This is a genomic window from Kribbella rubisoli (assembly GCF_004217145.1).
GTDB lineage: Bacteria > Actinomycetota > Actinomycetes > Propionibacteriales > Kribbellaceae > Kribbella > Kribbella rubisoli.
In genome coordinates this window covers 319,320-343,932 of record NZ_SHKR01000017.1, presented here as the reverse complement: position 1 = coordinate 343,932, position 24,613 = coordinate 319,320, and the positions used below count along the sequence as shown (strand labels likewise).

The following is a 24,613-nucleotide window of genomic DNA, read 5'->3' as shown; positions in this document are numbered from 1 at the left end:
CCGTTGGATCGGCAGTTGCAGCACAAGACCGTTTCAGGCCGATCACAATTCGTTACTGAAAGCTGACGTTATGTCAATGCTGACGCAGTGTCAACGGTCCGTCGATGCGCCCGGCAACTAATTGAAGTAGTTGCCTCATTCAACCAAACCCGATTCCCATCCGGCCGCGCCGGTTCGGCGCGGACCGGTGGGGCGGTTCAGCGCAGGCCGGTGGGGCGGGTGGTGGCCAGTTGCAGGAGGTGTTCGACGAGGGCTGCGTAGTCCTTGCCGGAGGCGGCCCATAGGCGCGGGAACATGCTGGTCGGGGTGAAGCCCGGCATGGTGTTGATCTCGTTGATGATCACGCGGTTGTCGGCGTCGAGGAAGAAGTCGACGCGGGCCAGGCCCTCGGCGTCGATGGCGTCGAAGGCGGTGAGGGCCTTGGCGCGGACCTCGGCGGCGATCTCCTCGGGGAGGTCGGCCGGGACCGAGAGCGCGGTGTATTCCTCGCCCTCGGGCAGGTACTTGGTCTCGAAGTCGTAGAAGTCGTGGCCGCCGCCGGAGACCGCAATCTCGCCGCAGACGCTGACCTCGGGCTTGGCTCCGTTCAGGCCGCCGAGTACGCCGACCTCGATCTCGCGCGGGCTCTTCGCCGACGCCTCGACGATCACCTTCGGGTCGTGGGCGCGGGCCACCGCGACGGCTTCGTCGAGCTCGTCGAGGCTGTTCACCTTGCTGATCCCGAGGCTCGAACCGCCGCGGCACGGCTTCACGAACACCGGGTAGCCGAGTGCGTCGACCGCCTCACGGCAGGCGTCCTGGTCCCGGGTCCAGTCGCGGTCGCGGATCACGACGTACGGCGTGACCTCGAGGCCGGCGGCCTGGAAGACGACCTTCATGTAGTGCTTGTCCATGCCGACGGCGCTGGCGAGTACGCCGGAGCCGACGTACCGGATGTCGGACATCTCGAGCAGGCCCTGGATGGTGCCGTCCTCGCCCCACGGGCCGTGCAGCAGCGGGAAGACCACGTCGACCTGGCCGAGAGTGCTCGGGACCTGCTCGGGCTCGCTGATCACGAGCTCGCGGTTCGCGCCGAACAGCACCGGCATCGCGGTCACGTCGACCTCGGGGAGCTTGCCGTCGGTGATCGACAGCCGCTCGGGGTCGCCGCTCTCCAGCACCCAGTGGCCGCTGGTGCTGATCCCGATCGGGACCACGTCGTACTTGTCCCGATCGATCACCTGCAAGACGTTCGCCGCGGTGACGCAGGAGATGGCGTGCTCGCTCGACCGGCCACCGAAAACGACGGCGACGCGGGGCTTGCGCTGTTCTTCGCTCGAGTACTCACTCACCGGCTCGACTGTAGCGGCCCAGGGATCAGGTTCCGACCAGGGTTCGGTTAAGACCCCTTCAGATCGCACTCCGTAACGACCGCCCTTCGGGTCAGTCCCAGGTGACTGGCAACGCTGTCACTCCGTACACGAGCGTGTTGTCCCGGTACTCGATTTCCTCGAACGGTACGGCGAGTCGCAGCGTCGGGATCCGCGGGTACAACCGGGTGAAAACCTCCTGCAGCTCGACCCGAGCCAATTGCTGGCCGAGACACTGATGCGGCCCGAACCCGAAGGCGACATGCGCCCCGTCCGACCTCCGCAGGTCCAGCTGGTCGGGCTCCGGGAACACCGCAGAGTCCCGGTTCGCCGACGCCAGCGCCGCGATCAGGAAGTCACCGGCCTGCAGAGTCGCGGCCCCGACCGGCAGCTCGTCCGTGACGTGCCGGAACAGCCCGAACTGGACGACGGACAGATACCGAAGCAGCTCCTCGACCGCGCCCGGCGCCAGCGTGGGATCGGCCCGCAGCGCGGCGAGCTCGACAGGGTTCCGCAGCAGGGCGAGCGTGCTCAGAGCGATCATGTTCGCCGTCGTCTCGTGCCCCGCGATCAGCAGCGTGATCCCGATCGACACCAGCTCCGGCAGGCTCAGCGGCTCGCCCAGCTCCTCGCCACGGGCGATCAGCCGCGACAGCAGATCGTCCGACGGCGATGACTGCTTCGCCAGCACGAGCCCGACCATGTACTGGTTGAGCGCGTCGCTGACCCGCATGATCTCGTCCCGATCGCCGTCGACCCGCACCAGCGTCGCGCTCCGCTCCTGGAACTCGGCGCGGTCCGCATAGGGAACGCCCAGCAGCTCGCAGATCACCAGCGACGGGATCGGCAGCGCGAACGCCTGCACCAGATCGACCGGCCCACCGGCGGCGAGCATCGCGTCGAGCTGTGTGTCGATCATCGCGGCGATCCGCGGCCGCATCGCCTCCATCCGCTTCACCGCGAACTCGGTCGCCAGCATCCGCCGCAGCCGCCTGTGCGCCGCGCCGTCCGCGTGAAGGATCGAGCCCGACTCGGCCTCCCGGTCCAGATCAGCGCCCGGCACGACGTGGTCCGACGGCGCGGACCTCGAGCTCAGCCGGCTGTCCCGCAGCAGCGTCCGTACGTCGTCGTACCGGCTGACCACATAGGCGTCGACTCCGGCCGGCGTGGAGACCTTGGCCAGCTCAGGTCTACGGCGGAAGCCGGCGTACTCCTGCGCCGGATCGAAAGGACACCCGGACGGCCTGCCGACGGGGAAGCTCTCGGTCATGAACCCTCCCAAAGGAATTTGGTAGTGACTACCATATGGCTGGGTCAACCAAAGAGAAGCAACATCCGGCGAGTCGGCGAAACGGTACCCTGCCCGCGGAGGTGCTGATGGGACTGCGCGAGGTGAAGCGGGAGCGGACCCGCCGGCTGATCGCGGACAAAGCGTTCGAGCTGTTCAACGACAACGGCTTCGGCCGGACCACGGTCGAGCAGATCGCGGCGGCGGCCGAGGTCGGGCCGAGCACGCTGTACCGGTACTTCCCGACCAAGGAGACGCTGGTCCTCGAGTTCGTCGAGGACTGCCTGGGCGACGCAGTGAGCTGGTTCCGCGAGCAGCCCGAGCTGGAGCTGACGGCCGGCCTGCAGGCGGTGATCGAGCGCGTCCTGGAGCAGCTCGAGACCAATCCGGGCCGGGTACGAGCCGTGTTCGACATGGCCGCGCAGACCGCGTCGGTGAGCGCTCATCTCAACGAGTTGATCTGGCGTTTCCGCACCGATCTGGCCGACGAGCTGGTACTGCGGTTGCCCGCCGACAACCGGGCCGAGTTCACCGGCGCGCTGGCGGCCGGGATTGCGATGAACATCATCGAGACGGTCGTCCGCGTCTGGGTCGACACGCCCGACACCACCGACGCGAGATCGCTCGCCCGCCAGGCGATGAGCCTGCTCCGCACCGGCGGCATCCCCCTGCCCGCTGCTACCTATCGCGTCAGCGACAATTCGGGGTATGACTCCTGAGCTTGATCCGTCCACGGTCGTCGTTCACGCGGGCCGGCCGGAGCGGGTGCCGAATGCGCCGGTCGGTGAGTCGCCGGTGTTCAGTTCGACGTACGTCGCCGGCGGCGATCGCGGGTACGGGCGGTTCGGCAACGACGCGTGGTCGGCGCTCGAGGAGACGCTCGGCGAGCTCGAAGGCGGGCGTGGGCTGACGTTCGCCTCGGGGATGGCGGCGGCAGCCGCGGTGATCGACCTGGTTCCGGTCGGCGGGCGGGTCGTGGCGCCGCAGCACGCGTACTCCGGCGTGGTCGCGCTGCTCGATCAGCAGACCGAGACCGGCCGGCTGACGGTCGAGCACGTCGACGTCGCGGATACCGAGGCCGTCAAGCGGGTCCTCGACGGAGCCGACATGCTGTGGATCGAGTCGCCGACCAACCCCGCTATGGAGGTCGCCGACATCCCGGCGCTTGCCGAAGCTGGGCACGCGGCCGGCGCGACCGTTGTCGTGGACAACACGTTCGCGACTCCCCTGCTCCAGCAGCCGCTCCAGCTCGGCGCGGATGTCGTGATGCATTCGGCGACCAAGTTCATCTCCGGCCACTCCGACGTCATCCTCGGCGCGGTCATCACCGCGGACGACGACCTGTGGTCGGCGATCGAGAGCCGTCGCCGCGGACTCGGCGCGATCCCGGGCCCGATGGAGGCCTGGCTCGCGCTGCGCGGTCTGCGTACCCTCGCTCTCCGCCTCGAGCGCGCCCAGTCGAACGCCGCGTTCCTGGCCGAGCGCCTGCTGGAACACCCGCGCGTCAGCCGCGTCCGCTACCCCGGACTGCCGAGCGATCCCGGGCATCACCGCGCGGCCGCCCAGATGTCCGGCTTCGGCGCGATCCTCGCGGTCGAACTCGGCGGCGACGCGGCGCTCGCCCAGCGGGTCTGCGAACGCACCGAGCTCTGGGTGCACGCGACGAGCCTCGGCGGTGTCGAGTCGATGCTCGAACGCCGCCGCCGCTGGCCGATGGAGGTCCCGACGATCCCTGAGGACCTGATCCGCCTGTCCGTCGGCATCGAGCACCCCGACGACCTGTGGGCGGACCTCGAGCAAGCCCTTAGTTAGCGCTCTTCTTCATCTCACGGCCGTTGAGGACAGGGCCGCCGAAGAACGTCAGCACGCACAGCACGACCGGCAGGATGAACGCGATGTTCAGCGGCATCCAGTGCGCGAGCCCGCCGATCAGCGCGGGCCCGGCGAGCAGTCCGACGTACCCGAGGCCGACGACGCGCGCCATCAGCGCGCCGGACGACCGCGGGTCGAGGTTGCCTGCGGCGGTGAACAGCTGCGGTACGCCGCCTGCGAGGCCCAGCCCGAAGATGGCCCAGCCGACGAGCGCGACGGGCACCCACGGTACGACGATCACCAGCGTCAGGCCGACCGCTGCCATCGCGGCGCCCCAGCGGACGATCGCTGCCGGTCCGACGACGGCCGCGACCCGGTCGGTGAGGAATCGGCCCACGGTCATCGCGACCGCGAACGCGCCGTACGCGTAGGCAGCCGTGCTCACGGAGGTGCCGAGGATGTCGCGGAAGTGCAGCGCGGCCCAGTCGTTCGCGACGCCCTCGGACAGCATCAGGCCGAAGGCGAGTCCGCCCAGAGCCCAGACCAGCTTGGCCGACGGCTTCGCCCGCTGCTCCCCCTCGGCGACGTCGTCCTCCGGAGGAACGGTTGCCTCCAGCAAGAACCGGCTGGCGACGAGGGACAGCACGATGCACACCACACCGGCCGATGCGAGTGTGACTTCCGGCGGTACGTCGGCCCGCAGCGTCGCCGCACCGACGATCGCGGCGATGGCACCGCCGATCGACCACATCGCATGGAAGGCGGCCATGATCGGCCGCGGGTAACCGCGCTCGACCACGACGGCCTGCGCGTTCATGCCGACGTCGATCGAGCCGTTGCCGAAGCCGATCAGTATCAGCGTGAGGCCGAGCGTCCACCAGTTCGTCGCGAGGCCCGGTCCGGCGAGCGCGATGCCGAGCAGGATGCCGGCCGCCGGGACGAGCCGGCGCTGGCCGAGCTTGTCGACGAGCGGACCCGCGACCTGCATGCCGGTGAACGCTGCGCCGCCGAGCACCAGCAGGAGCAGCCCGAGCGTGCTGTGGGTGATGCCGGTCTTCTGCTCGATGCTCGGGATGTGCACGACCCACATCCCGACCGCGAAGCCGTTCAGGCCGAAGTACATCCAGGTGGCGACCCGAGCGGCGCGCGGCGGCGCGGTCTGCGGTCGCAGGTCGGTCGCGGTCAAGAGGCCACCTCTACGATTACGCCGCGTTGGGTCAGGAGTATGCGTTGGTCTTCGGGAGCCGACTCGTCGGTGATGATCAGGTCCGGGCGGTCGGCCGGGCAGACGTAGGCGAGGGCGGAGCGGTCCCATTTGGCTCCGTCCGCGAGTACGACGGTGCGAGTGGCGACGTTCATCGCCTCCTGCTTGACCTCCGCATCGCCCAAGTCGAAGGCAGTCAGCCCGGCGTCGAGACTGAAGGCGCACGGACTGAGTACGGCGGCGTCGAAGCGCAGCGCCCGCAGCGAGGCGACGGTCAGCGGACCGACCAGCGACAGCTCGCCCTTGCGCGCCTCACCGCCCGGCATCAGCAGCCGGATCCGCGGCGCATCCGCCAACTCGTGCGCGACCTGCAGCGACAGCGGCATGACCGTGAGAGCGCGGTCGTGCAGCAGTCGCGCGGTCTCGAGTGCCGTCGTACCGCTGTCGAGGACGATTGTCTCGCCGTCGTGGAGGTGCTCGACCGCGGCCCTGGCGATCGCCTGCTTGGCGGCGGTCGCGGCCTGCGTGCGGAGCGAGTACGGCGGCTCGAGGCCGGACGGCATCGCGGACACGGCGCCACCGTGGACGCGCTTCAGCACGCCCTGCGCCGCCAGGAAGTCGAGGTCGCGGCGGACTGTCATGTCCGACGCCTCGGTCGCCTCGACCAGTTCCTGGACCGACACTCGGTCGACGACTCGTAGTCGTTCTACGATCACTTGATGCCGTTCTGCACTTCTCACGCGCAAAAATCTACCATCCGCCTGATCGTTCAAACAGATTGTCTGTTTACTTGTGACTGAGGACACCACACTCGTCAAGCGGTCCCGGTACGCCGTGGCCGCCGTCTTCTGTGTGCACGGATCGGTGACCGGGTCGTTCGCGACCCGGGTGCCGTGGATCCAGGAGCATGCGGGAGTGTCCGCGGGCCAGCTCGGGCTGGCGCTCGCGTTCCCGGCGCTCGGCGCGGCGCTGATGATGCCGCTCGCCGCCCGGGTCAGTCACCGGTTCGGGACGCGGAACGCGCTGCGCGGTCTGCTCGCGCTCTGGACGCTCGCGCTGATCCTGCCGTCGCTCGCCCCGGGTCTGCTCGCACTGTGCGGAGCGCTCTTCATCTACGGCGGTACGGCGGGCATGGCCGACGTGGCGATGAACGCGCTCGGCGTCGAGATCGAGCACCGGCTGAAGAAGTCGATCATGTCCGGGCTGCACGGTCTCTGGAGTGTGGGCGCGCTGCTCGGTTCGGCGGTCGGGACGCTCGCGGCGCATGCGAATGTCAGCGCACAGGTCCATCACGCGGTGGTAGCCGTCGTGCTGACGGTGATCGGTGCGGTGGTGTGTCAGTTCGTGCTGAACATCCATCCCGAGGAGGACGAGGAGCCGCCGGCGAGGTTCGCGTTGCCGCCGAAGTCGGCGTTGCTGATCGGGGCGGTCGGGTTCTGCGCGGTGTTCGCGGAGGGCGCGAGCCTGGACTGGTCGGCCGTGTATCTGCGGGACATCCTCGGCAGTTCGGCGGCTGTCGCAGCCGGGGCGACGACCGGGTTCGCGTTGACGATGGCGATCGCGCGGTTGACCGGTGATGCGGTGGTGGACCGGTTCGGCGCCGTTCGGACTGTGCGGTGGAGCGGTGTGATCGCGACGCTGGGCGGGCTGCTCGTGGTGGTTTCGCCGACGGCGGTCGTGGCGATGGCCGGGTTCGGCCTGATCGGCGTGGGGATCGCGGTCGTCGTACCGCTCGCCTTCGCCGCCGCCGGCCACACCGGACCCAACCCGAGCCAGGCGATCGCGGGCGTCGCGACCATCACCTACGCGTCCGGCCTGGTGGCGCCGTCGATCATCGGCGGCATCGCCCAGGCCGCCAACCTGACAATGTCGTTCATCGTGGTCACCGCGCTGGCGGCTGGACTTGCCGTGTTCGCGCGCGTCCTCGCAACCCATCGACCGACCACGGCAGGAGCTGAACCCCTCCAAAGCTGACCTCGACCACCAGGAACAGCACCAAGATCTTCGGCCCGCCATGCGCCAGCGCATAGGCCTGCCAACTCGCGAACAGGACCCGCGCGATCCCGTCACACAAGCCGTGCAGCGGCAGCGTGCGGAACAGGCGGAGCAGCGCCCAGACGACCACGACCGAACCCATCAGGTTCGCGTACAGGGTCTGGATGGGGTCGACCGGCGGGAAGGTCCCGAACGATGACAGGGCGCGGTGGACGAGGACATAGGTCCAGGGCGTGGCGAAGCCGGCGGTGACGATCAGGTCGTACCAGGCGCTCGCGCGGACGATGCGGAGATAGCCGCTGTTTTGGGGAGACACGCGATTGAAGGTAAACAGTGGAGTGCTGTCCAAGGTCAAGCCCGACGGAGGATCCCGTGCGCATCGGTGAGCTCGCTGAGCAGACGAACCTGTCCAAGGACACGATCCGCTTCTACGAGCGGATCGGTCTTGTAGAGGGTCAGCGCCGGCCGAACGGCTACCGGGATTTCTCCGCGGAGATGGTGCCCTGGCTGCATTACGTCCGGACGGCGCAGGCGCTCGGGTTCTCGCTCGCCGAGATCGCCAAGCATGGCGACCAACTCCGCGACTCCCCCGACTCGGCGACCGCTCTGTCCGCACTGCTCGCAGAGAAGGTGCAGGTCATCGATCGGCGGATGGCGGACCTGGCGACGCTGCGCGCCGACCTGACCGAGCGGATCGGCACCGGCTGTCCGCTCAGTCCAATAGGCGGTTGAGCACTTCGCCTGCCTCGTCGTAGCCGGCGTCGCTGATGCGTTGGAGCTCGACCAGGTCCTTCGCGGCCGCCGCCCGGCGGGTGAGATGCTCGCCGGCGCGGTCGCAGCCCTCGTCGAGTAGTTCACTCAACGCTTCGACGTCGTCCCGCTCGTCGGCCAGATCTGCCAGCCGGGCGAGGGCCTTCTCGTTGCCTTCGTCGGCGAGTGTGCGGAGGGTGTCCCAGTCGGTCATGCAGCCATCGTGCGACATTGCCCTAGGGGCAAGGTCAAGAATGGAGTCGTGCTCACCATCGGACAGCTGGCGCGGTACGTCGGGGTGTCGACCAAGACCGTCCGCGTCTACCACGCGAAGGGCCTCCTGCCCGAGCCCGAGCGGGACTCGTCCGGATACCGCCGGTACTCCGCGGACGCGGTCGTCGAGCTGGTCCGGATCCGCATGCTGGCGGACGCCGGCGTACCGCTCGCGCGGATCCGTGAGCTCGGTTCAACCCCGGAAGAGCTCGCCGATGCGCTGCAGCAGATCGATGCCGGCCTGACCGCCCGCATCAAAGGTCTCCGCGACACTCAGCGCCGACTCCGCAAGCTGGCCGCCGGCGAGATCCGCATCCTGCCCGCGAACGTCGAGGAGCATCTCGCCGGGCTGCCCGCGCTCGGCTTCACCGACCGGTGGATCGCGATGGAGCGCGACCTGTGGATCATCGTCTACGCAACGCACCCAGACCTGGCCGACACCTTGTTCCAGGACCAGGCGCAGTCGCTCACCGATCCCGACCTGAGAAACCTGTATCTGGCCGCCGACCACGCCCACGACCTCGACCCGGACGATCCAGCCCTGATCGAGCTCGCGGACCGGATCGTTGCCGCCAGCATCCAGCGCTACGGCACCGAACCACCCGGCAGCGATGCCGATCCCGCCATCCCCGACCTCCTGCAGAACACCCTCAACGCAGCCTCACCCGGCTGGCAAAGGCTCGACTCGTTGATCCGCAGTCGAATGGCGGACGCCGGGTTCACCCTTCGGACAACCTCGGATGACAGCCATGACGGGTGATACGAATTCGAGGGTGGATGAGCTGCGGTTTCGGACGGCTGGGGCAGATGACGCGGCGGCGGTAGCTGAGCTGCACGGAGACAGTTGGCGGCGGCACTACCGCGGTGCGTACGCCGACGCGTTCCTCGACGACGAGTCGGCCGGCTATCTCGACGCGATGTGGTCCAAACGGCTGGCGGCGCGCGAGGGCACGCGGACCACGCTCGCGGAGTACGACGGCCAACTGGTCGGGCTGAGCCACCTGATCATCGGCGCCGATCCGAAGTTCGGCGCGCTCGTCGACAACCTGCATGTCCGCGCACCGGTGAAGCGGCAAGGCATCGGGACCCAGTTGCTGGCGTTGACCGCCAAGGCCCTGCAGGAGGCGGCTCCCGGATCCGGCATCTACCTATGGGTCCTGGAGCAGAACATCGCAGCCCAGGGGTTCTACGAAGCGCGCGGAGGCGTCCGCGGCGACCGCAAGGACGTCCCGCCGCCCGGTGGGGAGCAACGGCGGCTCAACGGCCAGCCGGCCTGTTTCAGGTACTACTGGCCGGATCCTTCGCTTCTTGCTTGATGGTCTCGATCAACGCGTACGACGCTTGACTAGCCGCCTCGGGATCGCCCGCCCGGATCGCCTCGAGTACGTCGACATGCGCGTCGAGGATCCGATGATCCTCGGGCATCGTCGCGGTCTGGTGGATCGATTCGGTCAGCACTTCGGCGATCGCGTCGTACAAGCGCAGCAGCAACGGATTCCCGCTGGCGACCACGACTCCGCGATGGAAGTCGGCGTCCGCGGCCACGAACGCGTCCAGGTCGCCCGCGGCCGCCCGAGACTCCAATGCGACAGACAAAGCCGCCAGGCTCTCCTGGTCAGGGCGTTGCGCGGCCAGGCGAGCGGCTGCGGCCTCGATGCCGGCGCGGGCGTCGAGCACGTGCGTCAATGACGCCGAGAGCTCGTCCCTGACCAGCACGCCGCTGATCTCGTTGGTCGCGCGGACATAGGTGCCGTCGCCGACGCGCGGCTCGAGCAGGCCGGTCAGGCTCAGTGAACGCAGCGCCTCCCGTACTGTCCCGCGGCTGACGCCGAGGTCGGTTGCGAGCTGGTTCTCGCCGGGGATCCGCGAGCCGCGCGGCCAGGCCCCGGACTCGATCTGCGCACGGAACCGCTCCGACACCTGCAGCACGAGCGGCACCTGCCGCACTGGTCCTTCGATGGACACCAGCCCACCTCCGTTCAGGGGATAGCGTACTGTGTGTAAATGTAGGACATCTGCAGAAGACGAGAACAGGTAGGGGTGTGTCGTGGCGGTGTTGACCGAACCAGTGACTCGGGAGCGGTCGGCGCTGATCACAGCAACCGCCTTCGTGGTCGCGCTGAGCCTCCGGCCGGCGCTGACCGCGGTCGGTCCGGTGCTGCCGCGGATCGGTCTCGACCTGCATCTCGGCGAGGCCGCACAGGGCCTGCTCGGCACGCTGCCGCTACTTGCGTTCGCCGTCGCCTCACCGCTGGTCCACCTCGCGTCCCGCCGTTTCGGCATGGAGCGCGCCGTCTTCGTCTCGCTCCTGGTCCTGGCGCTCAGCAGCGCGCTCCGCCCGTACACAGGCCAGGCGGGCCTCTGGATCGGTACGGCGGTGGTCGGCGCCGCGATCGCGGTCGGGAACGTGCTGGTCCCGGTGATCATCAAACGGGACTACGCAGGCAATGTCTCACGGGCGACCGGGGTCTACACGGCGTTCATCACGGGCGGCGCTGCGATCGCGTCGATCCTCGCCGTGCCGATCGCTGATGCGGTCGACTGGCGGTTGTCGCTCGCCGTCTGGGGCGGTCTCGCCGTACTCGTCGCTGTGATCTGGCTACCGCGGACGCTCTCCCCGGAGCCGATGCCGGCGGCAAGCGTCAAGGACGACACTCCCCCGGTCAGCGTGTGGCGTCAGCCCACGGCGTGGCTCGTGACCGGCTTCATGGGGCTGCAGTCGACGAGCTTCTATCTGTTCGTGAACTGGCTGCCCACCATCGAGATCTCGACCGGTGGCGTGTCCGAGCGCGCCACCGGCGTACACCTGTTTCTGTTCCAGGTCTTCGGCCTGATCGGCGGCCTCAGCATCCCGTTCCTGCTGAAGCACCCGACGAATCAGCGAGCCGGTCTGATGACGGCGAGTACGCCGATCCTCGTCGCGCTGCTGGGTCTGCTGCTCGCGCCGCAGCTCGCGATCGTCTGGGCGGTCGTCGGCGGTCTGGGTCAAGGCGCCGGGCTGGTCGCCGCACTGTCGCTGATCAGTCTTCGCGGTCGCGGCCACCACGAGACGACGCAGTTGTCCGGGATGGCGCAGGCCGTCGGCTACACGCTGGCCGCAGCCGGACCGGTCGTTGCCGGCTACCTGACCCAGGTGACCGGCGGCTGGAGTACGACGCTCATCGTGTTCGCCGTGCTCTCAGCCACCCAGGTCACGCTCGGATTCGTCGCGGGTCGCGACAACCGCTAGGACTTACTTGTCGGTGGCGAAGGCCGCGTCGAAGGCGGCGGCCGGCTTGTCGAAGGCGAGGGCGCGGATGACGTTGACCGCCTCGGCGGCGCCGACCTTGCGCTCCATGCCGGCGTCCTCCCACTCGACCGAGATCGGGCCGTCGTAGCCGATCGAGTTCAGCACCCGGAAGCAGTCCTCCCACTTCACGTCGCCGTGACCGGTCGAGTAGAAGTCCCAGCCGCGGCGCGGGTCGCCCCACGGCAGGTGCGAGCCGAGCCGGCCGTTGCGGCCGCCGCCGACCCGCATCCGGGTGTCCTTGCAGTCCACGTGGTAGATCCGGTCCTTGAAGTCCCACAGGAACGCGACCGGGTCGATGTCCTGCCAGACCATGTGCGACGGGTCCCAGTTCAGCCCGAACGCCTCGCGGTGGCCGATCGCCTCGAGCGTCAGCGTCGTGGTCCAGTAGTCGTACGCGATCTCCGACGGGTGGACCTCGTGCGCGAACCGCACGCCCTCCTCGTCGAACACGTCGAGGATCGGGTTCCACCGGTCGGCGAAGTCCCGGTAGCCGGCCTCGATCCGCTCCGCCGGCACCGGCGGGAACATCGCGACGTACTGCCAGATCGACGAGCCGGTGAAGCCGATGACGGTGTTCACGCCGAGCTTCTTCGCCGCGCGGGCGGTGTTCTTCAGATCCTCCGCGGCGCGCTGCCGGACGCCCTCGGCGTCGCCGTCGCCCCAGATCCGGGACGGCACGATGGCCTGGTGGCGGAAGTCGATCGGGTCGTCGCAGACCGCCTGGCCGACCAGGTGGTTGGAGATCGCGAAGACCTGCAGGTTGTACTTCTCCAGGATGTCCTTGCGGCCCTGGACGTAGGAGTCGTCGTCGACGGCCTGCTGGACGTCGAAGTGATCACCGGAGCAGGCGATCTCGACGCCGTCGTACCCGGCCTCGGACGCGAACTGGCAGACCTCCTCGAACGGCAGGTCGGCCCACTGACCGGTGAACAGCGTGATAGGGCGTGGCATCTCAAGGCTCCTAAGAGTTGTCGACAGAGTTGTCTACCGTGATCCAGGCAGAGTCCGCGGCAGCCGAGCGCAGTACGGCGTCGACCACGCGAGCGGACCGGGCTCCGGCGGCGAAGTCAGGCAGTCCGTCCGGGCGGTCACCCAGCACGGCGGCATAGCTGTCGGCGACGAACGAGTCGAACGCGTCCTGGTACCCCTGCGCATGCCCGGCCGGCAGCCGGTTCACCCGCGCGGCGGGCGGGCTGAGCGTCTCGGGATCGCGGGTCAGCAACTGCGACGCGTCACGGCGACCGACCCACAGGCGGTCTGGATCCTCCTGGTCGAAGCCGAAGCTCGACTCGGTGCCGGACACCTCCAGGTACAGGCGGTTCTTTCGGCCAGCTGCGACTTGGCTGACCACGATCGTCCCGACCACCCCGGCCTCGGTCCGGAACTGCGCGGTGGCCAGGTCCTCGGTGTGTACGTCGACTCCGCCGCGCTGGGCTCGCACCGTCCGCAGCTGCGCGCTGATCGCAGCGATCCGGTCGCCGGTGACGAACTCGGTCAGGTCACACCAGTGCGACCCGATGTCCGCGAAGGTCCGCGACGGACCGCCGGTCGTGTCGTCGACGCGCCAGTTCTGGTCGTCCGCACCGGCGAGCCAGTCCTGCAGGTACGAGCCGTGCAGGCTGGTGATCGTCCCCGCGTCGCCTGCCGCGATCCGGGTCCGCAGCTCGCGGACCATCGGGTGATAGCGGTACACGAACGGCACGGCGCCAACCAGGCCTGCCTCTTGCGCCGCGGCGGTCAGACCGGTCGCATCGGCGACGGATGTGGCGAGCGGCTTCTCGCAGACCACGTGCTTGCCGGCCTCGAGCGCCTTCAGCGTGACTTCGCGATGCGTGTTGTTCGGCGTACAGACGTGGACCACGTCGATGTCCGAGGCGAGCAACTCGTCGAGGGTCGCGAACCCGCGCTCGGCGCCGGTCGCCTCGGCCGCAGCCTCCGCCCGCCCAGGTGACGAGCCGACAGCGCCGGCCACGGTCGCTCCCGAAACCAATGCGGCCCTGCCGTGGACCTGGCCCATGAACCCGCCGCCGACAATCCCGACCCTGAGCTTTCGCGCATTGGTGGACATGTCGTAGGACGCTATGGGACCCTTTTGAACCCTGTCAAGCAAAAGTCCACGGCTGGTACGACGAAAGTCCGACACATGAGCGATCTCGGTACGACGGACGCGGTCCTGCGACTGCTCCTCGACGGACAGGCCCGGACCCGCGCCGAACTGATCGACGTGACCGGCCTGGCCCGCTCCACGGTCACCGGGCGGATCGAGGCCCTACTCGCCGCCGGTCTCGTCGTACCGTCCGGTGAGGCCGCATCGACGGGCGGACGGCCGCCCGCGCGCTTCCGGTTCAACCCGACCGCGCGGCTCGTGCTCGCCGCCGACGTCGGGGCGACGCACCTGTCCGTCGCTCTCACGGACCTGGCCGGCGAGATCCTGCACCGGTCGACGACGCCGCTCAAGATCGCCGAAGGGCCGGAGGTTGTTCTCGACGCCGTCGCCGTGGCGGGCCACGCGCTACTGGAAGAAGCGCAGAGGCCGCCGGAGGATCTGGCCGGCACCGGCGTCGGGCTGCCCGGTCCGGTCGAGCACAGCACCGGACGGCCGAACCATCCGCCGATCATGCCCGGCTGGGATTCGTACGACGTGGTCGGCCGACTGAGCCGTGAGCTCCCCGGCCCGGTGCTGGTCGACAACGACGTGAACATCATGGCGCTCGGCGAGCACGCGACGGCGTACCCGGACGTCGAGCACCTGCTGTTCGTGAAGGTTGCCACTGGCATCGGTGCCGGCGTGATCAGCGGCGGCCGCCTGCACCGCGGCGCCCAGGGCGCGGCCGGCGACATCGGCCACATCCAGGCGCCCGGCCACACCGAACTCTGTCGCTGCGGCAACATCGGCTGCCTCGAGGCGGTCGCGTCCGCAGCCGCGCTGGCAACCCGGCTCGGAGTCAGCACCAGCGGCGACATCGTCGAACTGGTCCGCTCCGGAAATACTGCCGCCACTGCCGAGATCCGCCAGGCCGGTCGCGAGATCGGCACGGTCCTCGCCGCCGCGGTCAGCCTGCTCAACCCGTCGGTCATCGTCGTCGGTGGTTCGTTGTCCCAGGCCGGCGACAGCCTGCTGGCTGGCATCCGCGAAACCATCTACGCCAGATCGTTGCCTCTGGCCACAACCCACCTCCACGTGGTCCGCTCCCGGACCGGCCAGGACGCGGCCCTCCGGGGCGCAGCCACGCTCGTCCTGAACCAGACCCTCAACTGATCCAGCTGAGCGCGAGCTCGTCGGCCAGCGCGATGAACCGGTCGAGTTCGCTGCCCCCGCGGGCGCGGCCGAAGCCGTGGCGGCGGCCCCAGAAAGCGGACTGGACCATGTTCAGCTGGGCCCATCGGCGGATTCGTTCGGGCTCGAGCTCGGCGGTCTCGGCGAACAGTTCGAGCTCGTGATTCAACACGCTCATCAGGTCGTCGGCGCCGAGCTGGTGCGCGGCCCGCGTTCGCAGGAACGTGGTCGCGTCGTACGCCGGGTCGCCGACGTACCCCTTGGGATCGACCGCCAGCCACGCCTCCCGGTCCGCGCGGAGGATGTTGCGCGGGTGGAAGTCGCCGTGGATCAGGATCTCTGGCTGATCGCGACCGAGCTCCTCGACCACGGCGAGCGCCGCATCCACGACGTACGGCGGCAGCGCGTGGTCGAGCTCGGCGGCGTCCTTGCGGAGCTCCTCCTCCCAGACGTCGGCCTGTGCGGACATGCGGGGTAGGCCGTCCGGGGCAGGGATCGTCAGCCGGCGATGCAGCTCGCCCGCGATGACGACGACGTCCTCGTCGTGTTCCAGCAGCGTCGTGGGATGCACGCGCTCGAGCAGCATGGCGTAGCGGGCGTCGTCGCGTTCGTACAGCTTGACCGCGCCCTCACCGCCCCAGGCCTCGAACGCGTCCGGCTCGTGCACATTGCCCGGATGCGGGAACGACACCTTGAGCACGGCGTCCCGGACCGGCACGACCACGCCCACCTGCCCGTGTGCGGCTTCGCCGTCGGGCTCGCAGTCCCACTGGGTCAACAGGTCGTCGATGATCCCAGGCAGCTCGGCCAGCCAGGCTTCGCCGACGGCGCCTTCACGATCGATGGTGGCTTTCGCGAACGCGGCCGGGATCATCCCCAGCGCTCCGGCTTGGCCGAGCGGGAGACCAGGCTGAACAACATGTCCTTCGGGGTCATCTCGCCGGCGATGACCTTGGTGACGTGTTCGGCGATCGGCATCTCGACGTCGTGCTGGTGTGCCAGCTCGGAGATCGACGCGCAGGACTTCACGCCCTCGGCGACCTGCCGGGTCGCGCCGGCGATCTCCGCAACGCTCATGCCCTGGCCGAGTTTCTCGCCGAAGGTCCGGTTCCGCGACAGCGGCGACGAGCATGTCGCGACCAGATCGCCGAGCCCGGCCAGACCGGAGAACGTGTGCTCGTCAGCGCCGAGCGCCGTACCCAGGCGGGCAATCTCGGCGAGACCGCGGGTGATCACCGATGCGCGGGCGTTGTCGCCGAACCCGAGTCCGACGGCCATCCCGACCGCGAGCGCGATCACGTTCTTGCAGGCGCCGCCAAGCTCGCAGCCGACCACGTCATTGTTCGTGTACGGGCGGAACGTCGGCGAATGACACAGCTTCTGCAGCCGTGCCGCCGTACCCTCGTCCGCGCAGGCGACCACCGACGCGGCCGGTTGGCCTTCGGCGATCTCGCGCGCCAGGTTCGGCCCCGAGACGACGGCGATGCGTTCCGGCCCGGCGCCGGTGAGCTCGGCGATCACCTCGCTCATCCGCTTCGTCGTACCGAGCTCGACGCCCTTCATCAGACTCACCAGCGGTACGGCGTTCGGCAGCACGCCGGCCCAGTCCGTCAGGTTGTCCCGCAACGACTGCGACGGAACCGCGAGGACGATCGCCTCCGCGCCGTCGGCCGCCGCGGCCGGGTCGTGGGTCGCGGTGATCGCATCAGGCAATCGCAGACCGGGAAGGTACTCGGCGTTCTCGTGCCCGGCATTGATCGACTCGCAGAGCGACTCACGCCGGCCCCAGACCGACACCTGGTTCCCGGCGTTCGCGAGCACCACCGCGAACGCCGTACCCCAGGATCCGGCACCGAACACCGCAACCTTCGTCATGCCTTCTCCTCACCTTCAGCCTTACCTTCGGCCTTACCTTCCGCCCTACCTTCGGCCTTGCGGGCCATGCGCAGGTCGTAGAGCTCCTTGGGCGGGGTCTCTCCGCGCAGCTCGCCGAGGGTCTCGGCGACGCGGGCCATGATCACCTCGGTTGCCTCGTGCAACAGCTGGTTGGTCAGCGGCTTGCCCTCGAACGCGCTCAGGTCGACCGGCGCACCGGCCCGGACCTGCAGCGTCTTGCGCGGCAGCAGGCGGATCCGGATCTTGCCCGTGTACGACTTGATGATCTCCTGCGCGCCCCAGTTGGCCAGCGGGATCACCGGGCAGCCGGTCATCAACGCGATCCGGGCGGCGCCGGTCTTGCCGGTCATCGGCCACATCTCCGGGTCACGGGTGATCGTGCCCTCCGGGTAAACGCCCACACACTCACCGCGTTCGACCGCGGCCACCGCGTCCCGGAAGGCATCCGCTGCCTGGGCGGAATCCCGGTAGACCGGGATCTGGCCGGCGCTGGTGATGATCGTGCCGAGCACCGGGATCTTGAACAGCGACGCCTTGCCCAGGAACCGCGGGATCCGCCGGCACTCCCAGATGAAGTATCCGAGCAGCACGGGGTCGAAATGCGAGATGTGATTGGGCACGTAGATCACCCCGCCGGTGCGCGGCATGTTCTCCCGGCCGGTGAACCGGCACTTGGTGAACACGATCATGAACGGCTTGACGATCGCGACGATGATGCCGAACCAGAAGCCCCGCGGCGGACGCGGATCACCCTGCCCGTTGTCCACTGGAGCCTCCTGCTGCTCGTTGCTGCGATCCGTCATGGGAGAATCCTGCCTGATGGCAGACCTACAGGTCGCTCCCTGGATCCTGGCGATCCCGGTGAAGCGTACGGCGATCGCGAAGAGCCGGCTCGCTCCGGCGTACCCGCAGCACCGTCCCGAGCTGGCTCGTGCGTTCGCTGTCGACACTACTGCGGCCGCGCTCGCCTCTGCCCTGGTGCGGGCCGTCCTGGTCGTCACGGACGATCCGTTGGTCGCGGCGGACGTGACCGACGCCGGTGCGTACGTCGTGCCGGACCTGCCGGCGGCCGGGCTCAACGAGGCCTTGCTGCACGGAGCCGCTGTTGCCGCTGCCGAGTTCCCGGACAACGGCGTCGCCGCGTTGTCCGCGGATCTTCCGGCGTTGCGTCCGGCCGAGCTCACCGCCGTACTCGCGGCTTGTACGGCGCCGCGCTCGTTCGTGGTGGACCAGCCCGGCACGGGGACGACGTTGCTCGCGGCGGCTCCCGGCGTACCGCTGGATCCCCGCTTCGGCGTAGGTTCCGCGCTGGCACACCAGGCGTCCGGGGCGGTGCCGATCGAGCTGACCGGGATCGAGTCGGTACGTCGCGATGTCGACACCGCCGCCGATCTGGCGCACGCCGTACAGCTCGGGGTGGGGCCGGCGACCGCCGACGTGATGTCGCTGGTTCTCGGTGCCGCGACCGGGACCGAGGGTCTAGCCTGCTGATATGCAGGCAACCGTGAGCCGCTACGACGGCGAGACGTTTTCCGGCGCGGTGCTGACCGACGCCGGTGTCGAGCTTCCGTTCACCGTGCACGCCGTCGCCGATACTCCGGTCCGTCATCTGCGCGTAGGACAACGGGTGCGGATCGAGACGACCGGCTCCGGTGCCGGACTGGCGATCACCAAGGTGGAGTTCGGCACCCAGCTCTAGTTGCCACAGACAACGGCGAAGGCCGGTCAACCCCTGGAGTGGGGTGACCGGCCTTCGCTGTGATGCTGATGCCGCAGTGCGTGAAGATCAGCGAGCGGTACGCTTCGCCGCGGTCTTCTTGGCGGGGGCCTTCTTGGCCGGCGCCTTCTTCGCAACGGTCTTGGCCGGGGCCTTCTTGACCGGGGCCTTCTTGGCAACGGTCTTCGCCGGCGCCTTCTTGGCAACCGTCTTGGCCGGGGCCTTCTTGGCGACCGTCTTCTTCGCAGCGGCGGTCTTGGTTGCAGCGGTCTTGGTCGCAGCGGCCTTGACCGGTGCAGCCTTCTTCGCCGGGGCAGCCGCCTTGGTGGCGGTCGCGGCCGGCTTCGGGGCTACCAGCTTCGGCAGCTTCTTGGCACCGGAGACAACGGCCTTCAGCTCCGCACCTGCGCGGAACTTCGGCACCGTGGTCTTCTTGGCACGCTTGGTCTCACCGGTCCGCGGGTTGCGCACGATGCGCGCCCCACGCTCGATGGCCTCGAAGGCACCGAAACCGGTGATGGCGACCTTGCCGCCCTTCTTGGTCAGCTCACGCTGGACGGTGTCGATCACCGATTCCAATGCGTGCTGGGCCTGGCGGCGGTTTCCGTCGAAGTGCACTGCGAGCGCTTCGACCAACTGGCTCTTGTTCACTGCTTCCCTCCGTGAACACTAGGCGTCGAGCACAGCGCTCGATCTCACAGGAACGTTATGGACTCAACACGCCGTTCACAAACACCAACGCGGCAATTCGCCCTTGTTTTGGGCGATTCGTGCCACAATTTGGCCCGATCAGGGCCCTGAGGGCCCTTTTCGCAGGAGATTCCCAGGAGTTCAGAGCCAGCCGCGGCGTTTGAAGATCTGGTGCAGACCTCCACACACCAAGGCCATCAGGCCGATCGCGAAGGGGTATCCGTACTGCCAGTGCAGCTCCGGCATCTTGTCGAAGTTCATCCCGTAGACGGTGCCGATCAGGGTCGGGGCGAACAGGATCGCCGCCCAGGCAGAGATCCGCTTCACCTCTTCGTTCTGCTCGCTGCTGGCGATCGCGAGGCTCTTCATCTCCTCGTTCTGCTGCTGGGCGACCAGGGTCGCGTTCACCGTCAGGATGTCGCGCAGCAGTTCGCGGAATCCGTCGACCTTCTCCACCACCTCGGTGACGTGGTCGGCGACATCGCGCAGTGAACGTTGCAGTTCCTCGTCGACGCCGTACTTCTGGAATCCGCCGCGCAGCTGCTCGAGCATGCCGACCAGCGGCCGGGTCGCGCGCTGGAACTCGATCACCTCACGGGACAGTTCGTAGATGCGCCGCGACACCTTCGGGTCGCCGCGGAACACCTCGGTCTCGATCTCGTCGATGTCGTTCTCGAGACCGGCGACGACCGGAGCGTAGCCGTCGACGACCTTGTCCATGATCGCGTAGAGGACCGCTTCGGCGCCTCGGCTGAGCAGCTCGGGGTCGCGCTCGACCCGGCGCCGTACCGCTGCCAGGTTGGGCGCTTCGGCGTGCCGGACCGTCACCACGAAGTCCGGTCCGACGAACACGTGTACCTCACCGAACTCGACCTCCTCGGTCGCGTCCCGGTACCGCGCGGCCTTCAGTACGACGAACAACGTGTCGCCGTACCGCTCCAGCTTCGGTCGCTGATGCGCCTCGTTGGCGTCCTCGATCGCCAGCTCGTGCAGGTCGAACTCCTGCGCCAGCGAGGCCAGCTCGCGGCGGTCGGGCCGGTACAGGCCGATCCAGGCCAGGCTGTGCGGGGCCTGGTGCAGCTCGCCGTAGGTCTCGGCGAGGGAGTCAGGAGAAGCGACCCGGCGGCCGTCGCAGTAGATCGCACTGTCCACGACGCTGTGCCCCTTGGGCATCTGCGGATCGCGGGGCTGCTTCTCGGCCTGCTCGGGCACGGCGGCGGAGACGGCAGCAGCGTGCTTGCGAGCGGCAGCACGCAGTGACGGGGTGCGGCTGAACGCACGGATCGTGCGCAGGCGAAGGTCGGACATGAGTCCTCCAGGTGCGGTGGATCAGGTGAGTGATGAACACACGTCTGCCCGACCCCACAACTGCTGGAGAACTCTGCACCTTCTAGAAGAAGGAGGCCCCCGAAGGTCGAGCGAGACCCGTATGTCTGGAGGGTTCGCTCATCAGCGCCCCACCTCCTCGGTCTCGCAAGCCTTGTTCTGACAACCACGTAAGGGTAACACCAGAGTTATCGCCCCCGGCCCGCCGAACGTTACGGGGGCGCTAACTCTGGCCGATGTTTCAGGCCTTCGCAGGCAGCGTTGCCGGCTTGAAGGACGGCCGGGTCGCTTCGTAGGCAGTGATCTCGTCCGCGTGCGACAACGTGATGCCGACGTCGTCCAGACCGTTCAGCAACCGGTAGCGCGTGTAGTCGTCGATCTCGAAGGGTGCCGACACGTCACCGGCTGAGATCGTCTTGTTCTCAAGGTCGACCGTCACCTTGGTGCCCGGGTCGCTCTCGATCGTGGTCCACAACTGCTCGACCACGTCCTGCTCCACCAGGGCGGCGAGCAGCCCGGCCTTGCCGGAGTTGCCGCGGAAGATATCGCCGAACCGCGACGACACGACCACCCGGAACCCGTAGTCGAGCAGGGCCCAGACCGCGTGCTCACGCGACGATCCGGTGCCGAAGTCCGGTCCGGCGACGAGCACCGAGACACCGTCGTACTCGGGCTGGTTGAGGACGAACGAAGGATCGTTGCGCCAGGCAGCGAACAGTCCGTCCTCGAAGCCGGTCCGCGTGACCCGCTTCAGGTACACGGCCGGGATGATCTGGTCGGTGTCGACGTTGCTGCGGCGCAGCGGGGCCGCCGTACCGATGTGCTGGGTGAAGGCTTCCATGATTCCCTTGCTCCTCAGGCGTTCGCAGGTACGGCGACGGGCGGCAGGTCGGCCGGTGCGGCCAGGGTCCCGGTGACGGCGGTCGCGGCGGCGACCAGCGGCGACACCAGGTGGGTGCGACCGCCCTTGCCCTGGCGGCCTTCGAAGTTCCGGTTCGAGGTGGAGGCGCTGCGCTCGCCCGGGGCCAGCTGGTCCGGGTTCATGCCCAGGCACATCGAGCATCCGGCGCCGCGCCACTCGGCGCCGGCGTCCTTGAAGATCGTGTCCAGGCCCTCGGCCTCGGCCTGCAGCCGGACCCGGCCCGAGCCCGGTACGACGAGCATCCGGGTGCCCTCGGCAACCTTCCGGCCGGCGAGCACCCCGGCCGCGGCGCGCAGGTCCTCGATCCGGCCGTTGGTGCACGAGCCCAGGAACACCGTGTCCACGTGGATCTCGCGCATCGGCGTACCGGCGGTCAGGCCCATGTACTCCAGCGCCCGCTCGGCGGCGACCTTGTCGTTCTCGTTGTCGAAGTCGTCCGGCGACGGGACGCTCTCCGACAGCGGGATGCCCTGGCCCGGGTTCGTTCCCCAGGTGACGAACGGCGCGATGTCCTCGGCCCGCAGCACGACCTCGCGGTCGAACGTCGCGTCCTCGTCGGTGGCCAGGCTCTTCCAGTACTCGACGGCGGCTTCCCAGTCGACGCCCTGCGGCGCGTGCGGCTTGTCCTGCAGGTACGCGAACGTGGTCTCGTCCGGCGCGATCATGCCGGCCTTGGCGCCCCACTCGATCGACATGTTGCAGATCGTCATCCGGGCTTCCATGCTCAGCGCGCGGATCGCTTCACCGCGGTACTCGACGATGTAGCCCTGGCCGCCGCCGGTGCCGACCTGCGCGATCAGCGCGAGCACCAGGTCCTTCGCGGAGACGCCGTCCGGCAGTACGCCGTCGACCGTGACGGCCATCGTCTTCGGACGGGCCTGCATCAGCGTCTGGGTGGCCAGCACGTGCTCGACCTCGCTCGTACCGATGCCGAAGGCAATCGCTCCGAACGCGCCGTGCGTGGAGGTGTGGCTGTCACCGCAGACCACGGTCATCCCCGGCTGGGTCAGTCCGAGCTGCGGGCCGATCACGTGCACGACACCCTGGTCCGGGTCGCCGAGCGTGTGGATCCGGATGCCGAACTCCTCGGCGTTCTTCCGCAGCGTGTCCACCTGGGTGCGCGACACCGGGTCGGCGATCGGCTTGTCGACGTCGAACGTCGGGACGTTGTGGTCCTCGGTGGCAATGGTCAGATCGGGACGCCGGACTCCGCGGCCGGCCAGCCGCAGTCCGTCGAAGGCCTGCGGGCTGGTCACCTCGTGGACCAGATGGAGGTCGATGTAGAGAAGGTCGGGTTCTCCGTCGGCATGGCGCACGACATGCGCATCCCAGACCTTTTCCGACAACGTCCTACCCATCAGACTTCTCCTTTGAGGTATGTGGTGAGGTGCTTTCGCTCACAGTGCTCTCGATTGAGGCCCTGAAGCGACTTGCGTTCCACGATTCGAGACGGCAGTATCGTCTCATGGACAACTCTAGCGGAGTCGGCGTTCTCGACAAAGCAGCTCTCGTTCTGTCTGCGCTCGAGTCCGGGCCGGCGACCCTGGCCGGACTCGTCGCGGCCACCGGGCTGGCCCGCCCGACCGCACACCGCCTCGCGGTGGCGCTGGAGCACCATCGCCTGGTCGGTCGCGACATGCAAGGACGGTTCGTGCTCGGTCCGCGACTCAGTGAGTTGGCCTCCGCCGCCGGCGAGGACCGGCTGCTCGCGACCGCCGGCCCGGTGCTGGCGCGACTGCGGGACATCACCGGTGAGTCGGCGCAGCTGTTCCGCCGCCAGGGTGAGTACCGCGTGTGCGTCGCCGCCGCGGAGCGTCCGTCCGGTCTGCGTGACACCGTGCCGGTCGGCAGTCAGTTGACCATGGCCGCCGGTTCGGCTGCCCAAATACTGCTTGCCTGGGAGGACCCGGAGCGGATGCATCGCGGTCTCCACAACGCGTCGTTCAACGCGGCCGCGCTGGCCGGCGTACGGCGTCGTGGCTGGGCGCACTCGGTCGGTGAGAGGGAGCAGGGCGTCGCGTCCGTTTCCGCCCCGGTCCGCTCCCCCAGTGGCAAGGTGATCGCCGCCGTCTCGGTCTCCGGCCCGATCGAGCGCCTGTCCCGCCAGCCCGGCCGCATGCACGCCCCAGCCGTGATGGCCGCCGCCGAGCGACTCTCCGAAGCGCTGCGCCGCGCGTCGGAATAGCCGGGTAGTTGTCACGTAGCGCCACCAGGATCACCATGAGGGTGGAAAGCCCCTCAAAGGAGGTCCGACATGGAGCGGGACTGGTTGACTCTCGGCTGGAAGATGTTGCTCGTCCGCGGTGTCATCGCTGTCATCTTCGGGATCCTCGCGATCGCATGGCCGATTCATACGGCGATCGCCCTGGCCCTGCTGTGGGGCTTCTGGGCCCTGGCCGACGGCATCGGCTCGATCGTGCAGGCGTTCCAGCCCGAGTCGAAGGGCAGCCGGCTCTGGCTGGTCGTCCTCGGCGTGATCGCTCTGGTCGCGGCGTTCTTCGCGATCACCAGCCCCGGGATGACCGCGGCGACCCTGACCTGGATCCTCGGGATCTGGTTGATCATCCGCGGCATCTTCGAGCTCGCCGGCGCCTTCAGCAGTCAGCAGGTCATGCCGCGCTGGCTCCTGGTGCTGAGCGGGCTGCTGTCGATCCTGATCGGCGTACTGTTCGCCGCCAAGCCCGGAGCGGGCGCGGTCAGCATCGCCGTCGTACTGGGCGTCACCGCACTCGTGTGGGGTGTGGTCCTGATCGGTGTCGGCTTCTCGGTACGGCGGGAGCTGAACACCGGGCCGGCCCAATCCAGCCCGTCACCGGCCTGACCCG

28 protein-coding genes are annotated in these 24,613 nt (G+C 68.7%); 12 read left to right on the top strand and 16 right to left on the bottom strand.

The features are described from left to right. Positions 1 to 197: 197 nt before the first annotated feature. Both EV645_RS37160 and EV645_RS37155 read right to left on the bottom strand, forming a co-directional pair. The gene (locus tag EV645_RS37160) at positions 198 to 1,331 is read right to left on the bottom strand and encodes a D-alanine--D-alanine ligase family protein (RefSeq protein ID WP_130449110.1); all 1,134 of its coding nucleotides are present in this window, start codon (positions 1,329 to 1,331) and stop codon (positions 198 to 200) included. A 91-nt stretch (positions 1,332 to 1,422) separates the two neighbouring features. Next, positions 1,423 to 2,619: a cytochrome P450 gene (locus EV645_RS37155; RefSeq protein WP_130449108.1), complete on the bottom strand. Its 1,197-nt coding sequence runs from the start codon at positions 2,617 to 2,619 to the stop codon at positions 1,423 to 1,425. A 107-nt stretch (positions 2,620 to 2,726) separates the two neighbouring features. On the opposite strand from EV645_RS37155, the gene EV645_RS37150 reads away from it, so the two are divergent. After that, on the top strand, positions 2,727 to 3,356 hold the full coding sequence (locus tag EV645_RS37150) for a TetR/AcrR family transcriptional regulator (RefSeq protein ID WP_130449106.1): 630 nt from the start codon (positions 2,727 to 2,729) through the stop codon (positions 3,354 to 3,356). Next, positions 3,346 to 4,449 (top strand): trans-sulfuration enzyme family protein, encoded by a 1,104-nt coding sequence (locus EV645_RS37145; protein WP_130449104.1) that lies wholly within the window; start codon positions 3,346 to 3,348, stop codon positions 4,447 to 4,449. The genes EV645_RS37150 and EV645_RS37145 overlap by 11 nt, the downstream gene beginning before the upstream one ends. Here the strand turns inward: EV645_RS37145 and EV645_RS37140 are convergent. Then, on the bottom strand, positions 4,442 to 5,635 hold the full coding sequence (locus EV645_RS37140; protein ID WP_242000894.1) for an MFS transporter: 1,194 nt from the start codon (positions 5,633 to 5,635) through the stop codon (positions 4,442 to 4,444). The genes EV645_RS37145 and EV645_RS37140 overlap by 8 nt on opposite strands. Further along, a complete protein-coding gene (locus EV645_RS37135; protein ID WP_198682117.1) occupies positions 5,632 to 6,393 on the bottom strand; it encodes a DeoR/GlpR family DNA-binding transcription regulator in 762 nt (253 codons plus the stop codon). Before EV645_RS37135 ends, EV645_RS37140 begins: the two co-directional genes overlap by 4 nt. A 52-nt stretch (positions 6,394 to 6,445) precedes the next feature. Between EV645_RS37135 and EV645_RS37130 the strand changes: the two genes are divergently transcribed. Further along, a complete protein-coding gene (locus EV645_RS37130; protein ID WP_130449103.1) occupies positions 6,446 to 7,627 on the top strand; it encodes an MFS transporter in 1,182 nt (393 codons plus the stop codon). On the opposite strand, the gene EV645_RS37125 is transcribed toward EV645_RS37130, so the two are convergent. Beyond that, positions 7,536 to 8,003, bottom strand: coding sequence for a hypothetical protein (locus EV645_RS37125; protein ID WP_198682116.1), 468 nt, complete (start codon positions 8,001 to 8,003; stop codon positions 7,536 to 7,538). The genes EV645_RS37130 and EV645_RS37125 overlap by 92 nt on opposite strands. Positions 8,004 to 8,020: 17 nt before the next feature. On the opposite strand from EV645_RS37125, the gene EV645_RS37120 reads away from it, so the two are divergent. Continuing rightward, positions 8,021 to 8,380 (top strand): MerR family transcriptional regulator, encoded by a 360-nt coding sequence (locus EV645_RS37120; RefSeq protein ID WP_130449101.1) that lies wholly within the window; start codon positions 8,021 to 8,023, stop codon positions 8,378 to 8,380. Here EV645_RS37120 and EV645_RS37115 read toward each other — a convergent pair. Next, positions 8,361 to 8,612, bottom strand: a complete 252-nt coding sequence (locus EV645_RS37115; protein WP_130449099.1) for a hypothetical protein — start codon at positions 8,610 to 8,612, stop codon at positions 8,361 to 8,363. The genes EV645_RS37120 and EV645_RS37115 overlap by 20 nt on opposite strands. A gap of 48 nt (positions 8,613 to 8,660) precedes the next feature. On the opposite strand from EV645_RS37115, the gene EV645_RS42990 reads away from it, so the two are divergent. Both EV645_RS42990 and EV645_RS37105 read left to right on the top strand, forming a co-directional pair. Beyond that, positions 8,661 to 9,431 (top strand): helix-turn-helix domain-containing protein, encoded by a 771-nt coding sequence (locus EV645_RS42990; RefSeq protein ID WP_130449097.1) that lies wholly within the window; start codon positions 8,661 to 8,663, stop codon positions 9,429 to 9,431. 13 nt (positions 9,432 to 9,444) lie between these two features. Beyond that, entirely contained in the window at positions 9,445 to 9,987 is a 543-nt protein-coding gene (locus tag EV645_RS37105; protein WP_242000893.1) for a GNAT family N-acetyltransferase, read from the top strand. Here EV645_RS37105 and EV645_RS37100 read toward each other — a convergent pair. Continuing rightward, entirely contained in the window at positions 9,950 to 10,636 is a 687-nt protein-coding gene (locus EV645_RS37100) for a FadR/GntR family transcriptional regulator (RefSeq protein ID WP_198682115.1), read from the bottom strand. The genes EV645_RS37105 and EV645_RS37100 overlap by 38 nt on opposite strands. Positions 10,637 to 10,727: 91 nt before the next feature. On the opposite strand from EV645_RS37100, the gene EV645_RS37095 reads away from it, so the two are divergent. Beyond that, positions 10,728 to 11,900 (top strand): MFS transporter, encoded by a 1,173-nt coding sequence (locus tag EV645_RS37095; protein ID WP_198682114.1) that lies wholly within the window; start codon positions 10,728 to 10,730, stop codon positions 11,898 to 11,900. Between the two features lie 3 nt (positions 11,901 to 11,903). Here the strand turns inward: EV645_RS37095 and EV645_RS37090 are convergent, their stop codons facing one another. Beyond that, positions 11,904 to 12,911, bottom strand: a complete 1,008-nt coding sequence (locus EV645_RS37090) for a sugar phosphate isomerase/epimerase family protein (protein WP_130449090.1) — start codon at positions 12,909 to 12,911, stop codon at positions 11,904 to 11,906. Between the two features lie 10 nt (positions 12,912 to 12,921). Beyond that, positions 12,922 to 14,028 carry a Gfo/Idh/MocA family protein gene (locus EV645_RS37085; RefSeq protein ID WP_130449088.1) on the bottom strand — a complete coding sequence of 369 codons (1,107 nt, stop codon included), beginning with the start codon at positions 14,026 to 14,028 and terminating at the stop codon, positions 12,922 to 12,924. A 75-nt stretch (positions 14,029 to 14,103) separates the two neighbouring features. Here EV645_RS37085 and EV645_RS37080 point away from each other — a divergent pair, with 75 nt between their 5' ends. Next, positions 14,104 to 15,219 (top strand): ROK family transcriptional regulator, encoded by a 1,116-nt coding sequence (locus EV645_RS37080; protein ID WP_130449086.1) that lies wholly within the window; start codon positions 14,104 to 14,106, stop codon positions 15,217 to 15,219. Here the strand turns inward: EV645_RS37080 and EV645_RS37075 are convergent. From EV645_RS37075 to EV645_RS37065, 3 genes are read right to left on the bottom strand one after another with little or no spacing between them, the layout of a single operon-like run. Beyond that, positions 15,212 to 16,111, bottom strand: coding sequence for an aminoglycoside phosphotransferase family protein (locus EV645_RS37075; RefSeq protein ID WP_198682113.1), 900 nt, complete (start codon positions 16,109 to 16,111; stop codon positions 15,212 to 15,214). The two genes, EV645_RS37080 and EV645_RS37075, sit on opposite strands and share 8 nt — an antisense overlap. Then, complete coding sequence (locus EV645_RS37070; protein WP_130449084.1) at positions 16,108 to 17,112, bottom strand: NAD(P)H-dependent glycerol-3-phosphate dehydrogenase; 1,005 nt, start codon at positions 17,110 to 17,112, stop codon at positions 16,108 to 16,110. The genes EV645_RS37075 and EV645_RS37070 overlap by 4 nt, the downstream gene beginning before the upstream one ends. Next, on the bottom strand, positions 17,109 to 17,936 hold the full coding sequence (locus EV645_RS37065; RefSeq protein ID WP_130449082.1) for a lysophospholipid acyltransferase family protein: 828 nt from the start codon (positions 17,934 to 17,936) through the stop codon (positions 17,109 to 17,111). Before EV645_RS37065 ends, EV645_RS37070 begins: the two co-directional genes overlap by 4 nt. Before the next feature lie 16 nt (positions 17,937 to 17,952). Between EV645_RS37065 and cofC the strand changes: the two genes are divergently transcribed. Together cofC and EV645_RS37055 are read left to right on the top strand one after the other, a co-directional pair. Then, the gene (cofC, locus tag EV645_RS37060; protein WP_130449080.1) at positions 17,953 to 18,624 is read left to right on the top strand and encodes a 2-phospho-L-lactate guanylyltransferase; all 672 of its coding nucleotides are present in this window, start codon (positions 17,953 to 17,955) and stop codon (positions 18,622 to 18,624) included. A 1-nt stretch (position 18,625) separates the two neighbouring features. Continuing rightward, positions 18,626 to 18,832 carry a hypothetical protein gene (locus tag EV645_RS37055; protein WP_130449078.1) on the top strand — a complete coding sequence of 69 codons (207 nt, stop codon included), beginning with the start codon at positions 18,626 to 18,628 and terminating at the stop codon, positions 18,830 to 18,832. An 87-nt stretch (positions 18,833 to 18,919) separates the two neighbouring features. Here EV645_RS37055 and EV645_RS37050 read toward each other — a convergent pair whose 3' ends face one another. The 4 genes from EV645_RS37050 to leuC form a co-directional block, all read right to left on the bottom strand. Next, complete coding sequence (locus tag EV645_RS37050; RefSeq protein ID WP_130449076.1) at positions 18,920 to 19,501, bottom strand: HU family DNA-binding protein; 582 nt, start codon at positions 19,499 to 19,501, stop codon at positions 18,920 to 18,922. 180 nt (positions 19,502 to 19,681) lie between these two features. Further along, positions 19,682 to 20,848 carry a magnesium/cobalt transporter CorA gene (gene corA, locus EV645_RS37045; RefSeq protein WP_130449074.1) on the bottom strand — a complete coding sequence of 389 codons (1,167 nt, stop codon included), beginning with the start codon at positions 20,846 to 20,848 and terminating at the stop codon, positions 19,682 to 19,684. A 259-nt stretch (positions 20,849 to 21,107) separates the two neighbouring features. Beyond that, on the bottom strand, positions 21,108 to 21,707 hold the full coding sequence (leuD, locus tag EV645_RS37040; protein ID WP_130449072.1) for a 3-isopropylmalate dehydratase small subunit: 600 nt from the start codon (positions 21,705 to 21,707) through the stop codon (positions 21,108 to 21,110). Positions 21,708 to 21,721: 14 nt separating this feature from the next. Continuing rightward, positions 21,722 to 23,146 (bottom strand): 3-isopropylmalate dehydratase large subunit, encoded by a 1,425-nt coding sequence (gene leuC, locus EV645_RS37035; protein WP_130449070.1) that lies wholly within the window; start codon positions 23,144 to 23,146, stop codon positions 21,722 to 21,724. Positions 23,147 to 23,253: 107 nt separating this feature from the next. Between leuC and EV645_RS37030 the strand changes: the two genes are divergently transcribed. Continuing rightward, entirely contained in the window at positions 23,254 to 23,973 is a 720-nt protein-coding gene (locus EV645_RS37030; RefSeq protein WP_130387568.1) for an IclR family transcriptional regulator, read from the top strand. Between the two features lie 69 nt (positions 23,974 to 24,042). Then, entirely contained in the window at positions 24,043 to 24,609 is a 567-nt protein-coding gene (locus tag EV645_RS37025) for an HdeD family acid-resistance protein (protein WP_130449068.1), read from the top strand. The last annotated feature ends 4 nt before the right edge of the window (positions 24,610 to 24,613 follow it).

Excerpts from the sequence above, each read along its gene's own strand:
- EV645_RS37155 (WP_130449108.1), bottom strand. The coding sequence starts at position 2,619 with ATGACCGAGAGCTTCCCCGTCGGCAGGCCGTCCGGGTGTCCTTTCGAT.
- EV645_RS37150 (WP_130449106.1), top strand. The coding sequence starts at position 2,727 with ATGGGACTGCGCGAGGTGAAGCGGGAGCGGACCCGCCGGCTGATCGCG.
- EV645_RS37145 (WP_130449104.1), top strand. The coding sequence starts at position 3,346 with ATGACTCCTGAGCTTGATCCGTCCACGGTCGTCGTTCACGCGGGCCGG.
- EV645_RS37115 (WP_130449099.1), bottom strand. The coding sequence starts at position 8,612 with ATGACCGACTGGGACACCCTCCGCACACTCGCCGACGAAGGCAACGAG.
- EV645_RS37090 (WP_130449090.1), bottom strand. The coding sequence starts at position 12,911 with ATGCCACGCCCTATCACGCTGTTCACCGGTCAGTGGGCCGACCTGCCG.
- EV645_RS37085 (WP_130449088.1), bottom strand. The coding sequence starts at position 14,028 with ATGTCCACCAATGCGCGAAAGCTCAGGGTCGGGATTGTCGGCGGCGGG.
- EV645_RS37080 (WP_130449086.1), top strand. The coding sequence starts at position 14,104 with ATGAGCGATCTCGGTACGACGGACGCGGTCCTGCGACTGCTCCTCGAC.
- EV645_RS37075 (WP_198682113.1), bottom strand. The coding sequence starts at position 16,111 with ATGATCCCGGCCGCGTTCGCGAAAGCCACCATCGATCGTGAAGGCGCC.
- EV645_RS37070 (WP_130449084.1), bottom strand. The coding sequence starts at position 17,112 with ATGACGAAGGTTGCGGTGTTCGGTGCCGGATCCTGGGGTACGGCGTTC.
- EV645_RS37065 (WP_130449082.1), bottom strand. The coding sequence starts at position 17,936 with ATGACGGATCGCAGCAACGAGCAGCAGGAGGCTCCAGTGGACAACGGG.
- cofC (WP_130449080.1), top strand. The coding sequence starts at position 17,953 with ATGGCAGACCTACAGGTCGCTCCCTGGATCCTGGCGATCCCGGTGAAG.
- EV645_RS37055 (WP_130449078.1), top strand. The coding sequence starts at position 18,626 with ATGCAGGCAACCGTGAGCCGCTACGACGGCGAGACGTTTTCCGGCGCG.
- corA (WP_130449074.1), bottom strand. The coding sequence starts at position 20,848 with ATGTCCGACCTTCGCCTGCGCACGATCCGTGCGTTCAGCCGCACCCCG.
- leuD (WP_130449072.1), bottom strand. The coding sequence starts at position 21,707 with ATGGAAGCCTTCACCCAGCACATCGGTACGGCGGCCCCGCTGCGCCGC.
- leuC (WP_130449070.1), bottom strand. The coding sequence starts at position 23,146 with ATGGGTAGGACGTTGTCGGAAAAGGTCTGGGATGCGCATGTCGTGCGC.
- EV645_RS37030 (WP_130387568.1), top strand. The coding sequence starts at position 23,254 with ATGGACAACTCTAGCGGAGTCGGCGTTCTCGACAAAGCAGCTCTCGTT.
- EV645_RS37025 (WP_130449068.1), top strand. The coding sequence starts at position 24,043 with ATGGAGCGGGACTGGTTGACTCTCGGCTGGAAGATGTTGCTCGTCCGC.